Here is a 15,383-nt window from a genome sequence, read left to right on the forward strand (position 1 = left end):
TTTATAGAGTACGACCTTTCCATCTGAACTCCCGGCGTCGCTTATTGATCCACGATTTCAGAATGAATGCTCCAAGCATGATCTGCTGAGGAATGATGAGCAGTATATTGTAGAAGGGAGACTGTCCGGCAGTCAGAGAGACCATCACTCGTGTAAGGATGACGATGCCGATATAGTACAGCGCAAAGATAGGTGAGGATGAGAGCAGAAGTGGAACGATACCAAAGGTGGTTACAGACCAGAACAGCAGAGCCGGGAGATAGGCATTGGCTCCGCCGAAGAAGTAGGTAACGTTCTTGGAAAATCCGTCCAGTGCTCCTTGAAGATCGCTGTACATCTTGCAGTGGATGCTTTTTATTCCGGTAAGACACGCCACTTTGCGCCGTTTTCTCTTGAAATATCGGGCGATCTCAATATCTTCCGCTTTGCTGTGGCGATAGGTATAGTGGGGGAGGAGAGCTTTGTAGGCGTTTCGTCTGAATAGCATGCACTGTCCGTTTGCCGCCGATAGCGATGAAAAGCATGATAGTCTCACAAGCGGCAGAAACAGCAACGTGAGTAGAATGATGTGCATATTGGGCACGGAGACTTTCTCTGCCCATGTCTCCATATCCTGTGTAGGAAAGACGGTGAAGAGGTCTGTCTTTTTCTTCTGACAGTATGCCACGGTTCTGTCTACGAATCCCGGCTCTAAGCGAACATCGGCATCGAGGAAGAGGAAGAAGTCTCCTTCGGCTTCTTTGGCGAGAGAGTGGCAGGCATGATTCTTTCCAAGCCATCCTTCGGGTAGCGATGAGGAGGAGATCAGACGCAGACGGGCATCGTCCCGGCAGTAATGAGAGACGATCTCGGCAGTGTTGTCTTCGGACTGATCGTCCAGTACGATGATCTCTCGGATGCTTTCATCGTTTACTCTTTTAAGGTCGGAGAGAAGGTGTGAGATGTTGTCGGCTTCGTTGCGAGCAGGTATAAGGATGGAGACTTTCCCTCTCTCTGCCTCTCCGATGCGCGGATGTTTGGGCAGAGTTTCGAGGAAGAGCATGTTGAGGGATGCTATCAGGAATCTCAGCAGAGCGAATCCGAAAACGGCGTATGCGATATACTCGATCATTCTTCCGTGTGGAGCTGTCGGGAGAGACAGTCGGCATAAAATCTGTTATACTCTCTTTCCAAAGTGTCGAGGCTCATCTCTCCGGTAAACTCTTCTATATACATCGTTACCGTAGGCTTAGGATGGGAGAGATAATCTATAAGGTTGGCGGAGAAGATCACCTGTACGCTTTCTCTTTTATCTTTTAGGATGCGTTCGATGCCCTTTTGAAAAGAGAACTCGGATAGGTAAAGGGACTGCAGTTTCCCTTGCGGATAGATCAGCAGCATATTCTCTTTCTCTTCGAGCAACCGTGTGGCGTATTCCAGAGAACGGATCACTTCCCTGCTGCCTTTATTGACGGAGAATGCTCCGGTGCGGTTGAAGAAGCGGTAGCGTAGCAGCTGATCTTCCTGCATCATGAAGTAGAATTTTCGCTTGAACACTTTCCGTTTCAGGTACATTGCCCAAAAACCGTCCCACCATCCGATATGATTGGCTATGAGCAATACAGGCAGCTCTCTGTCCGTAAACGTTCCGATGATCTTGGCAGCATGGAATCTTCTCCGGATGAGATACTCCGTGTAGTACTGAAAGAAGGGATAGACGATGGGATGATGTCGGGCTTCGAGCATATTATGCGATAAGAATGATGAGGAAGAACAGGACTTGGATGGTGAAGAGAAACAGTGCCATTCTGTTGCGGACAGTGATATTCATCACGTATCTCAGGGTATGAAACAGCAGAGCAAGCACTCCCCATACGAGATAGTTCTGAACAGGGATTACATCACCGCCCCACGACCACATGTCCATACGTGGTGCCACTTGCTCCATAACCATATCGTAGCCGACCATGAGTATAGATGGCAAGATGATCCAAGAGAGGATGTTTCGTGGCAGGAAGCTTGATATGGCTGCACTCAGATAGAGTAGCAGCACCCAGTTGAGACCGATGAGCAGAGGTGTTTCGGCTATCTTTACCCCCAGTTCACTGCCGTAAGAGTAGCTTCCGAACACATCTCCCGTTGCCACTCCCCATACTTCGACGCCGAAGCTGAGTACTGCTACGATGAGGGAGAAGAGCAGCAGCCCGGATCTTTTAGGGGTTTTGTCGTACAGCCCCAGGAATAGTACGGAGAAGAGCAGAACCCAAGGTGTCATCCCGGTATATAGGGTTCGGGTTTCGGGGTTAGCCAATTGGAGCGCACCGAAGATGTAGAAGATGGCGATGAGAGCCATGATTAGCCAATCTGCTTTTTTATGTTTTTGCATCGGTTGTTATGGTTGCTGAAGTGATTCTAAATATCTTGTTTTTTCTGTTTCGCTTATCGTTCTCGGAAATGGTAATTATCATCCTTCAATTTAGTAATTACCATTTCTCAATTTAGTAATTACCGTTTTTCAGTTTAGTAATTACCATTTTTCAGTTTAGTAATTATCGTTTTTTTTGATTGGTAATTATCCTCTCTCAAAACAGCCCTCTATCTTGTCCGAATGCTCCATGGCTTTTTGGTAAATGATCCTGAACCAAGGGGTGTAAAGATCGGGATGGTTGCGGATGTCCGAGTCTAATGTTTCGTGGGGCAAGTAGTTCCAATCCATGACCTCGTCAGGGTTCGGAACCGGCTCTGTATCGGTTATGTAGGCAAAGACTCGGTCATATTCGTGTTCGGTGAGCCCGTTGTCGAACAATGCAGTATAGGTAAAGTCGAACAGCCGGACAAGTCTCTTCGCTTCCACTTCTATCCCCATCTCTTCCATCATACGCCTGCAAGCGGCATCTTCGTAGCTCTCTTCCAAGAACGGATGCGTACAACAGGCATTGGTCCAAAGCCCTCCGGCGTGATATTTTTCCCGGGCTCTCCGATGCAGAAGCCACTCTTTCCGGGTGTTAAAGACCAGTATGGATACCGCTCTGTGCAGCACTCCCTTGCGGTGTGCTTCCATCTTTTCCATGGTGCCGAGCGTGTTGTCGCCCGCGTCCACAAGGACCACCATATCTGCTGTATTGTTTGAAGTCATAGAATGTTTATTCGGTTTTTGATGATTGCAGAGAGTAAAAGCAGCCCTTTCTGATAGTCCGGGACACGGATCCTTGTCTGAAGAAGTTTGTCCGCAGGGGTTTTCTTTATCTTGTTGAGCAGACCTTTGTAATATTTATATGCGGTGAGGACGGCGAGCCGGGCATCTTCCGGGAGCTTCTGTATGCCTTTGTAGGCTTCGGCAAACTCTTGTTCGATCTCTTTTACAAGCTCCATCTTCGTGGCTTCATCGAAACTCTCTATGCGGAGATTTGGGAAATAAGTGCGCCCCAATCCGAAACAGTCGTCTTTCAGATCCCTGAGAAAGTTGACCTTCTGAAATGCCGAGCCCAACTTCATGGCCGGTTGCTCCAACTCCTTGAACAGCTTCTCGTCCCCCTTGCAAAAGACTTTCAGACACATCAGACCCACGACATCCGCCGAACCGTAGATGTACTTTGCCGTCTCTTCTGCTGTCTTGTACTCCTTCTTTTCGAGATCTGCACGCATACTCGCCAAGAATGCCTGTATGTGTTCTTCCGGAATACCGAACTGCTTTACCGTCAGCTGAAAAGCATAAAGGATAGGATTCGTGCTGATGCCATACTTGTGTGCCAGATGATAAGACTCTTCGAAGAGATCCAACAACTCCTTTTGGTTGTGCTCGTGAAAGGTGTCCACGATCTCATCGGCTATACGAACAAAACCGTAGATGCTGTGTATGGCAGGACGTATATCTTTGGAGAAAAGATTGGAAGCCGAATAGAATGATGTGCTATACATTTTCGTCAGACCACGACTCATTTCAAACGAGCAGATGCGGTACTTACGATAGTTGGAGGCATTGGTTGTCTTCATAGTGTCGGACGTGTTTATACTACAATTGAAAAGGATACCCGAAGACCATATTAAGCCTCTTCTGCAATTCCTTTTTCTCAAAGATATAAAAAAATCATTCCATTTTCATTATACCTTGACCATATCCTGAAAAAGAGTTTTCAAAAGCAAATCTCAGACTAAAAATGTGTTGCCTGAAACAGAGTAGTGTCAAGAGATTTTGGAGACCGATTTTGCTTCTTTTTGACTGCCTTTTGAAAGGCGATTTTTATACATTCCATACATTGGCTTATGGCTCTCTCTATTTTGTTCAGACCCTCTCTTTTCAGAGCAGGACCGAACTGTTAAATCAGAGCCATTCTATTAACACTAATTTTGATAGCTGTTAAGTCAAAACGATAAACGAGCATATTCTTTCGGCTTAACGTGTTTAATTTTTCAATGAACATGTTTAGCGATTTCATTTAATACGTTTACCGGATTCGGTTAACGTGTTTAGAATTTTTGGCTTGTGCGTTGATTGTGAGTGTCTTAGCTGTTTTCTTCGTAAAAAGGTCGTTTTTGTGGCAATTTCTCTATTAGTATATATTTACAGTCAGGTGTGTTAGATTTTACATTGTTTAACCTGAGAGAGGGCGATGAAGCGCACAGAGAAAAAATTTTTTCGGAATTCGAGAAAATCTATATCCGTTTGATACTCTTGCTGTTCCGATTTTTCTACTCTTTCCTGCCTCGCTTCGGGACTCGTCCGAAAGGCTGATTCGGAGATTTTTTGCGAGACCATTTTTATATAAAAACTCCCTCCTAAAATCTCTTCTTCAAGGACACATTTTAGGTATCACATACCAAAGGTGTCAATAGTTTTCTCTATTTTTGTACTCTTAAAATATCGGAGTCTATGAATACACCCGGAGACAAGAGAAAAACACCCACTTTGAAAGGAAATCCTATTCAGGAGACTTATCATGTGCGAGAGGCAATGGAGCTGTTGCCATACCTTGTACACGTTTCTTCTCGTTCTCGTAGCTCTGCCAAACAGCTGCTTTCGGCCAAGCGTGTGTTGGTGAATAGTGAGTACATTTCGCAGGCAACGCATCTGCTTTCTCCGAGAGATGTGGTGCAGATTTCAAGAGTTTCCCGACCGGAGGAGTTCAATCATCCCAAAATCAAAATCCTTTGGGAAGACTCGGACTACGTGGTCATAGAGAAGCTCTACGGGCAGTATACGGTGGACACCACCGGTAAGTATGGAGATCGCACGGCTATCCGCCTGCTTAGCAACCACTACAAGAAGTACGATCCGGATGCAAAGCTCTTTATGGTGAACAGGCTAGACAGAGAGACTTCCGGCATTGTGGTCTTTGCCAAAGGGTTGCAAGCGAAAGAGTTTATCATCTCATCTTGGAACAAGATTGTGCAGGAACAGATCTTTGTTGCCGCAGTGGGAGGCGTGCCTGCCGAGAATAAGATGCAGATCTCTACACTTGCAAGAAACAAAGAGGATAGCTCCAAGAAACAGAAGAGTAAGAGTGAAACCAGAGAGCGAAACGCATCCGTGGTGGAGCTTTCTCTGCTTCGGACAGATGGCGAAAACAGTGTCGTCCGGCTGAATGCCTCTCTCGGACGGATCTTCTCTCTGCGTCAGGTCTTGGCAAACAAAGGATTGGTGATCATGGGAGACAAGAGAAACTCTTCTCCGTTCACGCTTAAAGACAGAATAGCGTTGGAGCAGATCTCATTGGTTTTCACGCATCCCAAAACCGGCAAACGGATCTCTTTGAAACGCTCTTTCCCCACGCATCTGTTCGGTTATCTGAAAAACAGACAGTCCGACAACCAAATATAGACCTATAAATACCGTTCTAAATTATCTTTATGAAAAAAGTATTCCTATTCTTTTCCCTTGCCCTGCTCTTGGTAAATACAGCATTGGGGCAGATGATTACTGATGCCGTAAAGTGGGATATCTCTATCTCGGACATTGCAGACGGCAAGGCGCGTATCTCCTTCACTGCAAAGATGAAGAGTGGATGGCACGTGTACGACATGAATCTACCTGAAGGCGGTCCTTCGTCAACAGAATTTCTGTTTGATACCCTCGCCGGAATGACCCTCTCAGGAGAGGTAGCACCGGACAGAAAGCCGTTGGATGTTTTTGATAAAAACTTCGAGATGAACCTTCGTTGGTATGCCGATGAGGTTACGTTCACGCAAGAGCTAAATGTCGAAGACCCTGAAAACTACAAGGTAAGCGGGGAAGTGTTCTTCATGGCTTGTAATGATGAGAGCTGTTTGCCGCCCGAAAGAGTGGAATTTAACTTTGAAAAAGGTAGTCCGGTAATATCCGGAGCGGAAGGTGAATCTGCCAACATGGAGGCGGCTTCTGCTGAAAAAAGCGAAGATACCGTTATAGGCGACCTGTGGAAGCCGGTTGTGGAAGAGTTGAAATCGTTTGGAGATACCACTCTGTCCAGAACAACGGATACGTCTCTCTGGAGAATATTTATATTTGGATTCCTTGGCGGTCTGGTGGCACTCCTTACGCCATGTGTCTGGCCTATGATACCGATGACCGTGAGCTTCTTCCTCAAAAGAACCAAAGACCGCAAGAAAGCCATCAAAGACGCTATCACTTATGGCCTTTCCATCATCGTTATCTATCTTCTTCTCGGATTGACCATCACTTCAATCTTTGGAGCAAGTGCGCTTAACGACCTTTCGACAAGTGCCGTATTCAATATTATCTTCTTCTTGCTACTGGTTGTGTTTGCGGTTTCGTTCTTCGGAATGTTCGAGCTGACACTTCCACAATCCTGGACCAATAAGCTGGATGCAAAGGCGGATGCCACAACAGGTTTGTTGAGTATCTTCTTCATGTCTTTTACACTTGTGTTGGTCTCTTTCTCTTGTACCGGTCCTATCATCGGGACACTGCTTGTACAGGCTGCCACCATCGGTAATGCCGTAGGACCTGCAGTGGGTATGTTTGGTTTTGCATTGGCGTTGTCCATTCCGTTCGGACTCTTTGCCGTGTTCCCAAATATGCTTCAAAGCATGCCGAAGAGCGGTGGCTGGCTCAACAGCGTAAAGGTTGTTCTTGGTTTCCTTGAACTTGCATTGGCACTTAAGTTCCTTTCCGTGGCAGACCTTGCATACGGTTGGGGCATCCTCGATAGAGAAGTGTTCGTTTCTCTATGGATTATCATCTTCGCCCTTCTTGGTATGTACTTGTTGGGTAAGATCACTCTACCGCACGATTCCGAAGTGAAACGCATATCCGTTCCTCGCCTTCTCATGGCCACCATATCCTTTGCTTTTGCCATGTATATGGTACCCGGCTTGTGGGGTGCACCTCTAAAAGCGGTCAGTGCATTCGCGCCTCCGCTCTACACTCAAGACTTTAATCTTTATGAAGCAGAGGTACATGCAGAGTTTGACGACTACGAAACAGGTATGGCCTATGCGGCTAAACACAATAAGCCGGTAATGATAGACTTTTCCGGTTTCGGTTGTGTGAACTGTCGTAAGATGGAAGCAGCCGTTTGGACAGACCCCAAAGTGAAGAGCGTTATAGATAACGACTATGTTCTCATTACACTTATCGTGGATGACAAAACCAATCTGCCTGAACCGATGATCGTTACCGAAAATGGTAAAGAACGTAAACTCAAGAGCATCGGAGAGAAGTGGAGCTATCTGCAACGCGTTAAGTTCGGAACCAACTCACAGCCTTATTACGTCTTGTTGGACGCTCAAGGCAAACCTCTTGCTCCATCTTACGCATACGATGAAGACGTTGCGAAGTATTTGGATTTCTTGGAATCCGGTAAGCGAGAGTTCAAAGAACGAAACAAGTAATCTTAATGACATATGACTAAACATACTCCCGAAGAGAAGCAGCAAGCTCTCGGACGGGTGCTGAATATTCTCGACATCCTGCGGGCAAAGTGCCCGTGGGATCGGGAACAAACTTATGAGTCTCTCAGGACAAATACGATAGAGGAGGTATTCGAGCTTTCGGATGCGCTCCTTTCTCGTAATATGGCAGAGCTTAAAAAGGAACTCGGAGACGTCTTACTGCATGTCGCTTTCTATGCGAAGATAGGTGAAGAAGACGGTGAGTTCGATATTGTCGAAGTGTGCGACGCTTTGGTGGACAAGTTGATCTTTAGACATCCTCACATCTTCGGGGATAAGAGCGTGGACAACGCTGCTGAAGTGGAGAGCAATTGGGAGAAACTCAAACAGAAAGAAAAGGGTGGAAACAAGACTGTACTCTCCGGCGTGCCTCGAAGTCTGCCTTCCATGATCAAGGCATACAGAATACAGGACAAGGCTCGCAATGTCGGATTCGATTGGAACAATCGTACAGATGTTTTTGCCAAAGTGAAAGAGGAGCTGGCAGAAGTGGAAGAGGCATTCCGTTCATCGGAAGGAAAGCCCTCTGCGGAGCTGGAAGCCGAGGTTGGCGATCTCCTTTTCAGCATCATCAATATGTCTCGTCTGTGGGGACTCAATCCGGACAATGCTCTCGAAGCCACCAATAGAAAGTTTATCCATCGTTTTACTCACATAGAGAAGCAAGCCAAAGCGCATGGCGTGGAGCTTAAAGACCTCTCTTTGGAAGAGATGGATGTCTGGTGGGAAGAGGCAAAGCAGATTCCCGAAACAGAGTCGTAAGCACCTCTTTTAACGTCCTTCCGTCATGTCGAACACTCCACTTTTCTCGCTTAAAGATGTTACCTGTGGCTACAGCACCGGCTTTGAAACCGCAGGAGTATTTCTCTCTTTGGAAGAGGGTGCTTTTGCCGGGATAGTGGGAGCCAATGGTTCGGGCAAGACAACGCTTTTCAAAGGAATTTCCGGCACGCTCCCTCTGAAAAGAGGCACGGTGGAGATCAACGGCAGAGACCTCTCTTCCTTTTCCTTGAAGGATAAAGCCAGAGAGATGGCGATAGTAACGCAGTTTAGAGATCCCGTGGATCTCACAGCACAAGAGTATGTGCTGATGGGGCGACTTCCGTACAGAGACCGCTATCAGTTCTTCGATAAAAAGGAGGATATAGCTTTGGCGGAGCACTACATGGAGCTGACCCAAACCACTCATCTCCGTAACAAGAACATGAAAGAGCTTAGCGGAGGAGAACAACAGATGCTTAGCATCGCTTCTGCACTCGCACAGCAACCCACCGTACTGCTTTTGGACGAACCGACAGCCCACCTCGACATCAGGCATCAGATGGCATTCATGAATCTGTTGCAGGAGTTGAACGAGAGGGAGAAGCTCACCGTCCTTATGATCCTGCACGATCTCTCCATGGCTGCGGAGTATTGCGACTATATCCTGATGATGAAGCGTGGCAGACCTTATGCCCAAGGTCGTCCTCACGATGTGCTTACGTATGAAAATATCGAAGCGGTTTTCGATACCGTTGTAGTGGTCAGCAGCAATCCCGTATCGGGCAAACCTATTATTCTTCCCATATCCGCACGCTATCTCAAAAGTGCGGAGCGATCATAACTGCCAGTACTGAAGATGGAACTCTATATTATCAGACATGGAGAGACCCTCGAAAATGCCCGGAATATATGCCAGGGGCAGCTGGACGGGACACTTTCACCCAAAGGAATAGAAGAAGCAAAAGCGGTGGGGAAGCGAGTGGCGGAGATACCTTTCTCTGCTATCTATACCAGCGATCTGGGTCGGGCGCACCACACGGCAGAGCTTATCCACTCCTTTCATCGGGGTAAGGCTTCTCTCTATTCGGATAAGAGGTTGCGAGAACGCTACTTCGGGTCGTTTCAGGGACAAGCTTTTCCCAAAGACTTTTCCACCTTCGCCCCACCTCCGGAGGCGGAAACACCGGAAGCCATAACGGAAAGACTCTCCGACTTTATCTCCGAAATCAGCCGGCGATACCGGGGAGCGGAGGAGAAAGTCCTGCTTATCTCCCACGGCTTCACCATCAAGGTGCTTTGGTGTCTGCTCAACGGCTCTTCTCTTACCATGTTGGAGAGTACTACGGAGATAGCCAATACATCGTTGGGAATAGTCGAAGTAAAAGACAATGGGTTTATAATAAAAATGTGGAACAATACAGACCATATAAAACAAGAGGAGAGTTGATCTCCTCTTGTCGTTTATGGGGCTCTGCTGTCCTGCTTTTTTGCCGGACGATGCCTACTTATTGGATTTCGGATCGTTGTTGTTGTACCACTTGAGATACTCCTCTGTGTAGGTGATGCCCGACTGCAACAGCTCTTTCTTCTTATCCTCCTTGATCGCAAAGTCCGTAGCCTTCACGCCCAAAGTGTCTATGTAGATGGTTCTTTGCCAGTCGTCGCAGTGAAGGTGCACATTATCCTGCGCATCTATCAGCGTACCCAGCAGAGCCAGAGTATAATCCCAGAAGTTTTTTATCTCCCTTTTCGGAGGCTCTGCCTGGTCTCTAAACATCGCAACTTTCTCCTTGCTGTCGAGACGGAATCCCAATGTCTGTTTGTTATAAACGTACTCTGAGATCTTCCTGCTCCGCTCTTTCAGATTCTCATTTATCTTTTCGTAGTAGTCCGTTCTGTTCCAATTCGATTGGACATACTTGCGTCTGTCGAAGATTTTTACCGGATAGTTGTCCAGCAGACCACCGTCCACATAGAGGTCTCCCCGCATACTCCGCTTGCCGGCAAAGAAGAGAGGGATAGACATGGATATGCGTGCCGCATCCGCTATACAGAATCTCGGGGTGTGTTCATGCGAAAAGATTTCCGAAAAACCTGTGGATAGATTGGCTCCGATAAGATAGATCTCTTTTGTGTTCAACTCTTTAAGCGAGTGTTTCAGATCATCAAAAGTCGCTTCGCTATTGCCCAACTTTTTAGCGATGAGATCTCCAATCCATGAACGGAAAAAGTCTCCTTTGTACCAGCCGAACTCGTTGATCAGTCTGTGGCTATCTTGAATAATGCCCCAAGAATCGTCCATAAAGCTGTTGAAATTAAGGTCCCACAGGATCTTTTTAAGCTCCTTGGGAGTATATCCCACACCGAGCAGAACCGCCACGATAGCTCCTGCGGAAGTCCCGGCAATGCGTTCGATGTTTTGATAAATGCCTTCTCGCTCCAATACTTCAAGAGCTCCCACGTAAGATATTCCTTTTACGCCTCCCCCTTCAAACACTAAATTCTTAAAAAAGTACTCTTTTGACTTCATAGTTACTTGTTGTTCTAAAATTAGATATTACAGTTCCTCACTTGACGGTTGGTCAGCTTTTTTCACTTCTTAAATGTACACACTTTTTATGAATACGCCACTCTTTTTCTTTCTTACCCTGTCTAAAAGATCCGTTTGATACGTTTACTTCTTTCTCTTATCGTATTAAGAAGTATCATTTGAGCTTCGATTGGTGGAAATCAAGGCTTGAGTCCCACATTTCAAGGCTTGAAAACCACACTTCAAGCCTTGATCTCTGCAAACCAAGTCCTGCTTTCCAACATTTTAAGGCTTTAGCCATACTTTTATATAGGATCAATTTGTTTTGTGAGCAGGTTCATTCTTTTTAGGAAGAGCTATTCTGTAATTAAGGAGAGGAATTTTCAGGAAAGCATATTCGGATTATCTCCCGGTATTCTACTATTTGTTCCTCATAAATGTAAGTTGGAGAAAAACATTTGTCAAGGTGTTTGTGGCTTTTATTAGGAATTTTTACGTAACTTGGGGCTGCATGGATTGAATAAATTATTACTCGGAATTAAGAGAAAAGAGATTAACTATGAGAATTTTAACCATATCATTTGCACTACTATTCCTTTTTGGAGGAGTTACTGCTCAAAATCGCCGTCTTTCACGAGCCGTTTGGCCCGATACGTTGGATCTCGCAAAGTTGGAAGTGTTATACGAGTTTTCTCGACCGGAAGCAGCGGATCACTCTGTTATAGAAAAGAGTGAAGATATTCTGATTATCGGGGATAAGGTCTCGGCTTATATGCGTTACGGCTATTACCGTTCCGATTCCGTTTTTATTAAAATGAAGATGGTTGAAGGTCCTCAAGATTTTGTATGGAAGACGACATTCGATTATAACAGGCCATCTCTTAAGACTGCAAAAGTGTATAAATACTACCATAAGAATGAAATGGAAGTAGTGCAGGCTGTAAGTTACAGCCCTTTCTCTTTTGAAGAACCGCTGGGAAAGATCAGCTGGAAGATGCTGGATGGAGAGAAAAACATACTCGGTTACAACTGCAAAAAGGCAGAAGGCACTTTCCGAGGGCGGATCTGGGATGTTTGGTACACAGAAGAGCTGGACGTTGCAGATGGTCCCTGGAAGCTGAACGGGCTGCCGGGATTGATACTGGAAGCTGTGGATAGGACAGGACAACTGGCTTTTCAGGCATTTGGTGTACGGAAGTCCGATGGCGGTATCGTCTACAAGGATAAGTTTTCCAAGCCCGCCAAGACCACTTATCCCAGATTTCAAAAGCAACTCAAAGCATACCACAGCAACCCTGTCGCTTATTATCAGTCTTTACCAAACTCATCTAAAGGTGGCACTTTTGCCAAACAGCCGAAAAAAGATCACGTCTATTTGGAGCTGGAAGATGAGTAAAAGCTCTGAAATATAAGAGTACCAAAATCTTACTTTATGAGATCCCTTTTTCTATTTTCTCTGCTTCTTTTCTCTTGTGGAGCTTTATCTGCGCAGGTCAGAATATCTGGAACGGTTACGGACAATGCGACCGGCAAACCCATTCTTCGGGCTGCGGTAAGGCTTAAAAGGGGCGATGGCACCGGGAAATATAGGACGATAGCCTATACATTCACAAATGAGAAAGGGGAGTATATGCTCTCTCATAAACCGGAATCTGAAGACTATATCTTGGAGTGCGGTTTGTTGGGGTACAACAAAGAGAGCATAAAACCGGACTGGAGGGATAAAAGCTCCATTGAAGTAGACTTCCGGCTTCGCGAAGAGCGTCTTGTGCTGCCGGATGTTACCGTAAAGAGCAACCCGATAAGGCAGAGCGGAGACACCATAACGTACAGCGTCGGACAGATTGCACGCAAAGTGGATCGAACCTTGGAGAGTGTCCTTAAACGTCTGCCCGGTATCAGTGTCGAGCCTTCAGGGGAGATAAAGTATAATGGAAAAGAGATCAGCAAATTCTACATAGAGGATCTGGATCTTCTGGGAGGGCGATATGCTCTTGCAACTAAAAATATCAGACCGGAAGATGTTGCCTCTATTCAAGTGTACGAGAACCACCAACCCATCAGGGTAAAAAAGGATACGGATCCGTCCGACAAGGCTGCTCTCAATATCCGTCTAAAGCAAAAAGCATTCGGTCATTGGTTAGGGATTGCCGAAGCAATAGGTGGATTGAGTGGGAAAAAGGCAGAATACGGAGGTGCTGTTACGGCAATGTCTTTTCATCGGAAGAGTCAAACGCTTTTGGTAGGTAAGGGTAACACTTTCGGGCGAGAGTATGTGGCAGAGCAGACGGACTTCTTAAGCCCCGATGTCGGAAATGTTGCAGCTACTGCCTTTAAGCTACCATACCCAAGACCGCCTGTGGATAAGGAGAGATATGAACGAGGACGCTCCGGTTTTGCATCCGGTAATACGCTCTTCAAAACAGGGACATACACGACCCTAAAGCTGAATGCCCAATACAATGGATCCGATTATGGGTATAAGTCGCAGGAGAAAATCGAGTACATAAGTAAGAAGGGGAAAGAAGCTAACGCTACTCTCACAGAGGATATAGCAGTCTCTTTGCCGGAGCATTCGTCTATGATGGGAGTGGAGTATGATCACAACTCTCCGTCTCTTTACCTCTCATCGGGCACCAAGCTGTTTTGGGGCAGACGAAAAAGCGGGGCAGAAATCAACTCTTCCAAGGGTCTCTATTTCCTCGAAAACAGCAAAGCCAATATCTATAATGTGTACAACACCACGAAGGTAGATAAGAAGTTGGGCGATGGAGTCTTTTCCATCTACTCGACCATCGGCTATAAATCCATGCCCGACTACCTGTTGGAAATCTTTTCAGAGAAAGAAAAGTATGCCGATCAGAAGATAAACGACCGGGATTTGAACTTTAAGATCAGCTCCGGGTGGGCTTGGATCTTCAGGCAGAAGTTTGTTCTGGATCTCTCTGGAGGTATTGCCGCTCACTCTTCCCGTATTCACACCATCGGAGAATACACCAATGGAGATAAAATGGAGAACGACTTTGAGGGGTTTGAAACAGATGCAAGGCTTACTCCGAAAATATCTTTTAATGGTATCAAGAGCAGATTTTCATTCACTTTGCCTTTCCGGTATCGTTTGAGCAATCCGAAGAATAGGTTGGGCAAATCGCTTCCCATGGCTTCCGATTGGGCTGTGGGAGGGAATATGAATGTGCATCTTACCCCTTCTTCTTCTAATACGTGGAGGATAAATGCCGGCTTAAACAAGTCTCTGACAGGGATGAACAGGTATCTCTCCGCTCCAATAATCCGCACTCACAGGTATCTGCATACTTCGGGAACAGGCTTGGATATGTCCGAATGGCGAGGTAACACTTCGCTGACATGGAATTATAAGAATCCGGGCAACGCCTTTTTCCTCAATGCTTCTGCCGGATACTCCATTGTTTTGAAGAACACACTCTCATCTCTTTCTGTGGATGAGAATATGAATGAAGTAGTATCCGTACACTCCCGAAAAGGCTCTACCGACCAGATGTATACGCTTTCGGGAGATATAGGGAAAACATTCTTTGATGCCGGACTGACCTTAAAATTGAACGGAGGAGTTCTACTTAGCCACAACGATGTACTATTCAACAACGAAGTTTTGAACGTAATGTCCGGAAGGGTAAATCTCAGCCCTGAAATCTACTATTTCCCATTAAAAAATCTCTCTTTCCGGTTGGATGCGGATCTTTCTGTTTCCGATATGAAGATATACCAACAGTCGGAGGGTCGGAGAAGACGTTTTGATATGGGAGCAGAGCTTTTCGTGGATTATTCTGTAACCGACCCTTTGCAGCTCTATGGCATTGTCAAGTATCTCGCTCTTACCTCTGAGACAGACCAATTAGAGAACAACTTTGATATTTCCATTGGATTAAGATATAGGAAAGAGTTCTGGGAAATGTGGTTTGAAGGGCGAAATCTGGGACGAGAAAAAGAGCTTGTCCGGCAGTTTTACTCGGATCTCATGATTCGCTCCATGAGATATTCTCTCAGACCGTTTACCTTGGAAGCCGGTATCCGATTCAGTTGGTGATCCCGATTACAGCCCATCGTGGATGTGATAAACACGTTCACAAGTTTCTCCGAATAGCTTTACTTCTTTCTCTTACCGTATTAAGAAGTGCCTTTCAAACTTCGATTTGTGGAAATCAAGGCTTGAATGCCATATTTCAAGCCTTGATGTCTGCAA

At 46.0% G+C, this 15,383-nt stretch carries 13 protein-coding genes; 7 read left to right on the forward strand and 6 right to left on the reverse strand.

Annotation, left to right across the window (positions count from 1 at the left end; translation table 11 throughout):
* Window position 1 precedes the first annotated feature (1 nt).
* The 5 genes from HQ29_RS07815 to HQ29_RS07835 form a co-directional block, all read right to left on the reverse strand.
* Complete coding sequence (locus tag HQ29_RS07815) at window positions 2–1,111, reverse strand: glycosyltransferase (protein ID WP_036868898.1); 1,110 nt, start codon at window positions 1,109–1,111, stop codon at window positions 2–4.
* Window positions 1,108–1,725, reverse strand: coding sequence for a lysophospholipid acyltransferase family protein (locus HQ29_RS07820; RefSeq protein ID WP_036868901.1), 618 nt, complete (start codon window positions 1,723–1,725; stop codon window positions 1,108–1,110). The genes HQ29_RS07815 and HQ29_RS07820 overlap by 4 nt, the downstream gene beginning before the upstream one ends.
* A gap of 1 nt (window position 1,726) precedes the next feature.
* A complete protein-coding gene (locus tag HQ29_RS07825) occupies window positions 1,727–2,365 on the reverse strand; it encodes a carotenoid biosynthesis protein (protein WP_082226856.1) in 639 nt (212 codons plus the stop codon).
* Window positions 2,366–2,551: 186 nt separating this feature from the next.
* Window positions 2,552–3,115: an isopentenyl-diphosphate Delta-isomerase gene (idi, locus tag HQ29_RS07830; protein ID WP_036868902.1), complete on the reverse strand. Its 564-nt coding sequence runs from the start codon at window positions 3,113–3,115 to the stop codon at window positions 2,552–2,554.
* Entirely contained in the window at window positions 3,112–3,972 is an 861-nt protein-coding gene (locus tag HQ29_RS07835) for a phytoene/squalene synthase family protein (protein WP_082226857.1), read from the reverse strand. The genes idi and HQ29_RS07835 overlap by 4 nt, the downstream gene beginning before the upstream one ends.
* Window positions 3,973–4,849: 877 nt before the next feature.
* Between HQ29_RS07835 and HQ29_RS07845 the strand changes: the two genes are divergently transcribed.
* From HQ29_RS07845 to HQ29_RS07865, 5 genes are read left to right on the forward strand one after another with little or no spacing between them, the layout of a single operon-like run.
* On the forward strand, window positions 4,850–5,797 hold the full coding sequence (locus HQ29_RS07845) for a pseudouridine synthase (RefSeq protein WP_052089990.1): 948 nt from the start codon (window positions 4,850–4,852) through the stop codon (window positions 5,795–5,797).
* Window positions 5,798–5,826: 29 nt separating this feature from the next.
* The gene (locus HQ29_RS07850) at window positions 5,827–7,809 is read left to right on the forward strand and encodes a protein-disulfide reductase DsbD family protein (RefSeq protein WP_036868904.1); all 1,983 of its coding nucleotides are present in this window, start codon (window positions 5,827–5,829) and stop codon (window positions 7,807–7,809) included.
* 12 nt (window positions 7,810–7,821) lie between these two features.
* Window positions 7,822–8,631 (forward strand): nucleoside triphosphate pyrophosphohydrolase, encoded by an 810-nt coding sequence (gene mazG / locus HQ29_RS07855; protein ID WP_036845400.1) that lies wholly within the window; start codon window positions 7,822–7,824, stop codon window positions 8,629–8,631.
* A 25-nt stretch (window positions 8,632–8,656) separates the two neighbouring features.
* Window positions 8,657–9,472: an ABC transporter ATP-binding protein gene (locus HQ29_RS07860; RefSeq protein ID WP_036868906.1), complete on the forward strand. Its 816-nt coding sequence runs from the start codon at window positions 8,657–8,659 to the stop codon at window positions 9,470–9,472.
* A gap of 15 nt (window positions 9,473–9,487) precedes the next feature.
* Entirely contained in the window at window positions 9,488–10,078 is a 591-nt protein-coding gene (locus tag HQ29_RS07865) for a histidine phosphatase family protein (RefSeq protein ID WP_052089992.1), read from the forward strand.
* Window positions 10,079–10,132: 54 nt separating this feature from the next.
* On the opposite strand, the gene HQ29_RS07870 is transcribed toward HQ29_RS07865, so the two are convergent.
* Entirely contained in the window at window positions 10,133–11,161 is a 1,029-nt protein-coding gene (locus tag HQ29_RS07870) for a patatin-like phospholipase family protein (protein WP_036868909.1), read from the reverse strand.
* A gap of 559 nt (window positions 11,162–11,720) precedes the next feature.
* Between HQ29_RS07870 and HQ29_RS09970 the strand changes: the two genes are divergently transcribed.
* Window positions 11,721–12,557 carry a GLPGLI family protein gene (locus tag HQ29_RS09970; protein WP_052089998.1) on the forward strand — a complete coding sequence of 279 codons (837 nt, stop codon included), beginning with the start codon at window positions 11,721–11,723 and terminating at the stop codon, window positions 12,555–12,557.
* Between the two features lie 36 nt (window positions 12,558–12,593).
* Window positions 12,594–15,227, forward strand: a complete 2,634-nt coding sequence (locus tag HQ29_RS07880) for a carboxypeptidase-like regulatory domain-containing protein (protein ID WP_036868912.1) — start codon at window positions 12,594–12,596, stop codon at window positions 15,225–15,227.
* Window positions 15,228–15,383 lie beyond the last annotated feature (156 nt).

The sequence above is a fragment of the Porphyromonas canoris genome, assembly GCF_000765975.1.
Taxonomy (GTDB): Bacteria; Bacteroidota; Bacteroidia; order Bacteroidales; family Porphyromonadaceae; genus Porphyromonas_A; species Porphyromonas_A canoris.

Excerpts from the sequence above, each read along its gene's own strand:
- HQ29_RS07815 (WP_036868898.1), bottom strand. The coding sequence starts at position 1,111 with ATGATCGAGTATATCGCATACGCCGTTTTCGGATTCGCTCTGCTGAGA.
- HQ29_RS07820 (WP_036868901.1), bottom strand. The coding sequence starts at position 1,725 with ATGCTCGAAGCCCGACATCATCCCATCGTCTATCCCTTCTTTCAGTAC.
- HQ29_RS07825 (WP_082226856.1), bottom strand. The coding sequence starts at position 2,365 with ATGCAAAAACATAAAAAAGCAGATTGGCTAATCATGGCTCTCATCGCC.
- idi (WP_036868902.1), bottom strand. The coding sequence starts at position 3,115 with ATGACTTCAAACAATACAGCAGATATGGTGGTCCTTGTGGACGCGGGC.
- HQ29_RS07835 (WP_082226857.1), bottom strand. The coding sequence starts at position 3,972 with ATGAAGACAACCAATGCCTCCAACTATCGTAAGTACCGCATCTGCTCG.
- HQ29_RS07845 (WP_052089990.1), top strand. The coding sequence starts at position 4,850 with ATGAATACACCCGGAGACAAGAGAAAAACACCCACTTTGAAAGGAAAT.
- HQ29_RS07850 (WP_036868904.1), top strand. The coding sequence starts at position 5,827 with ATGAAAAAAGTATTCCTATTCTTTTCCCTTGCCCTGCTCTTGGTAAAT.
- mazG (WP_036845400.1), top strand. The coding sequence starts at position 7,822 with ATGACTAAACATACTCCCGAAGAGAAGCAGCAAGCTCTCGGACGGGTG.
- HQ29_RS07860 (WP_036868906.1), top strand. The coding sequence starts at position 8,657 with ATGTCGAACACTCCACTTTTCTCGCTTAAAGATGTTACCTGTGGCTAC.
- HQ29_RS07865 (WP_052089992.1), top strand. The coding sequence starts at position 9,488 with ATGGAACTCTATATTATCAGACATGGAGAGACCCTCGAAAATGCCCGG.
- HQ29_RS07870 (WP_036868909.1), bottom strand. The coding sequence starts at position 11,161 with ATGAAGTCAAAAGAGTACTTTTTTAAGAATTTAGTGTTTGAAGGGGGA.
- HQ29_RS09970 (WP_052089998.1), top strand. The coding sequence starts at position 11,721 with ATGAGAATTTTAACCATATCATTTGCACTACTATTCCTTTTTGGAGGA.
- HQ29_RS07880 (WP_036868912.1), top strand. The coding sequence starts at position 12,594 with ATGAGATCCCTTTTTCTATTTTCTCTGCTTCTTTTCTCTTGTGGAGCT.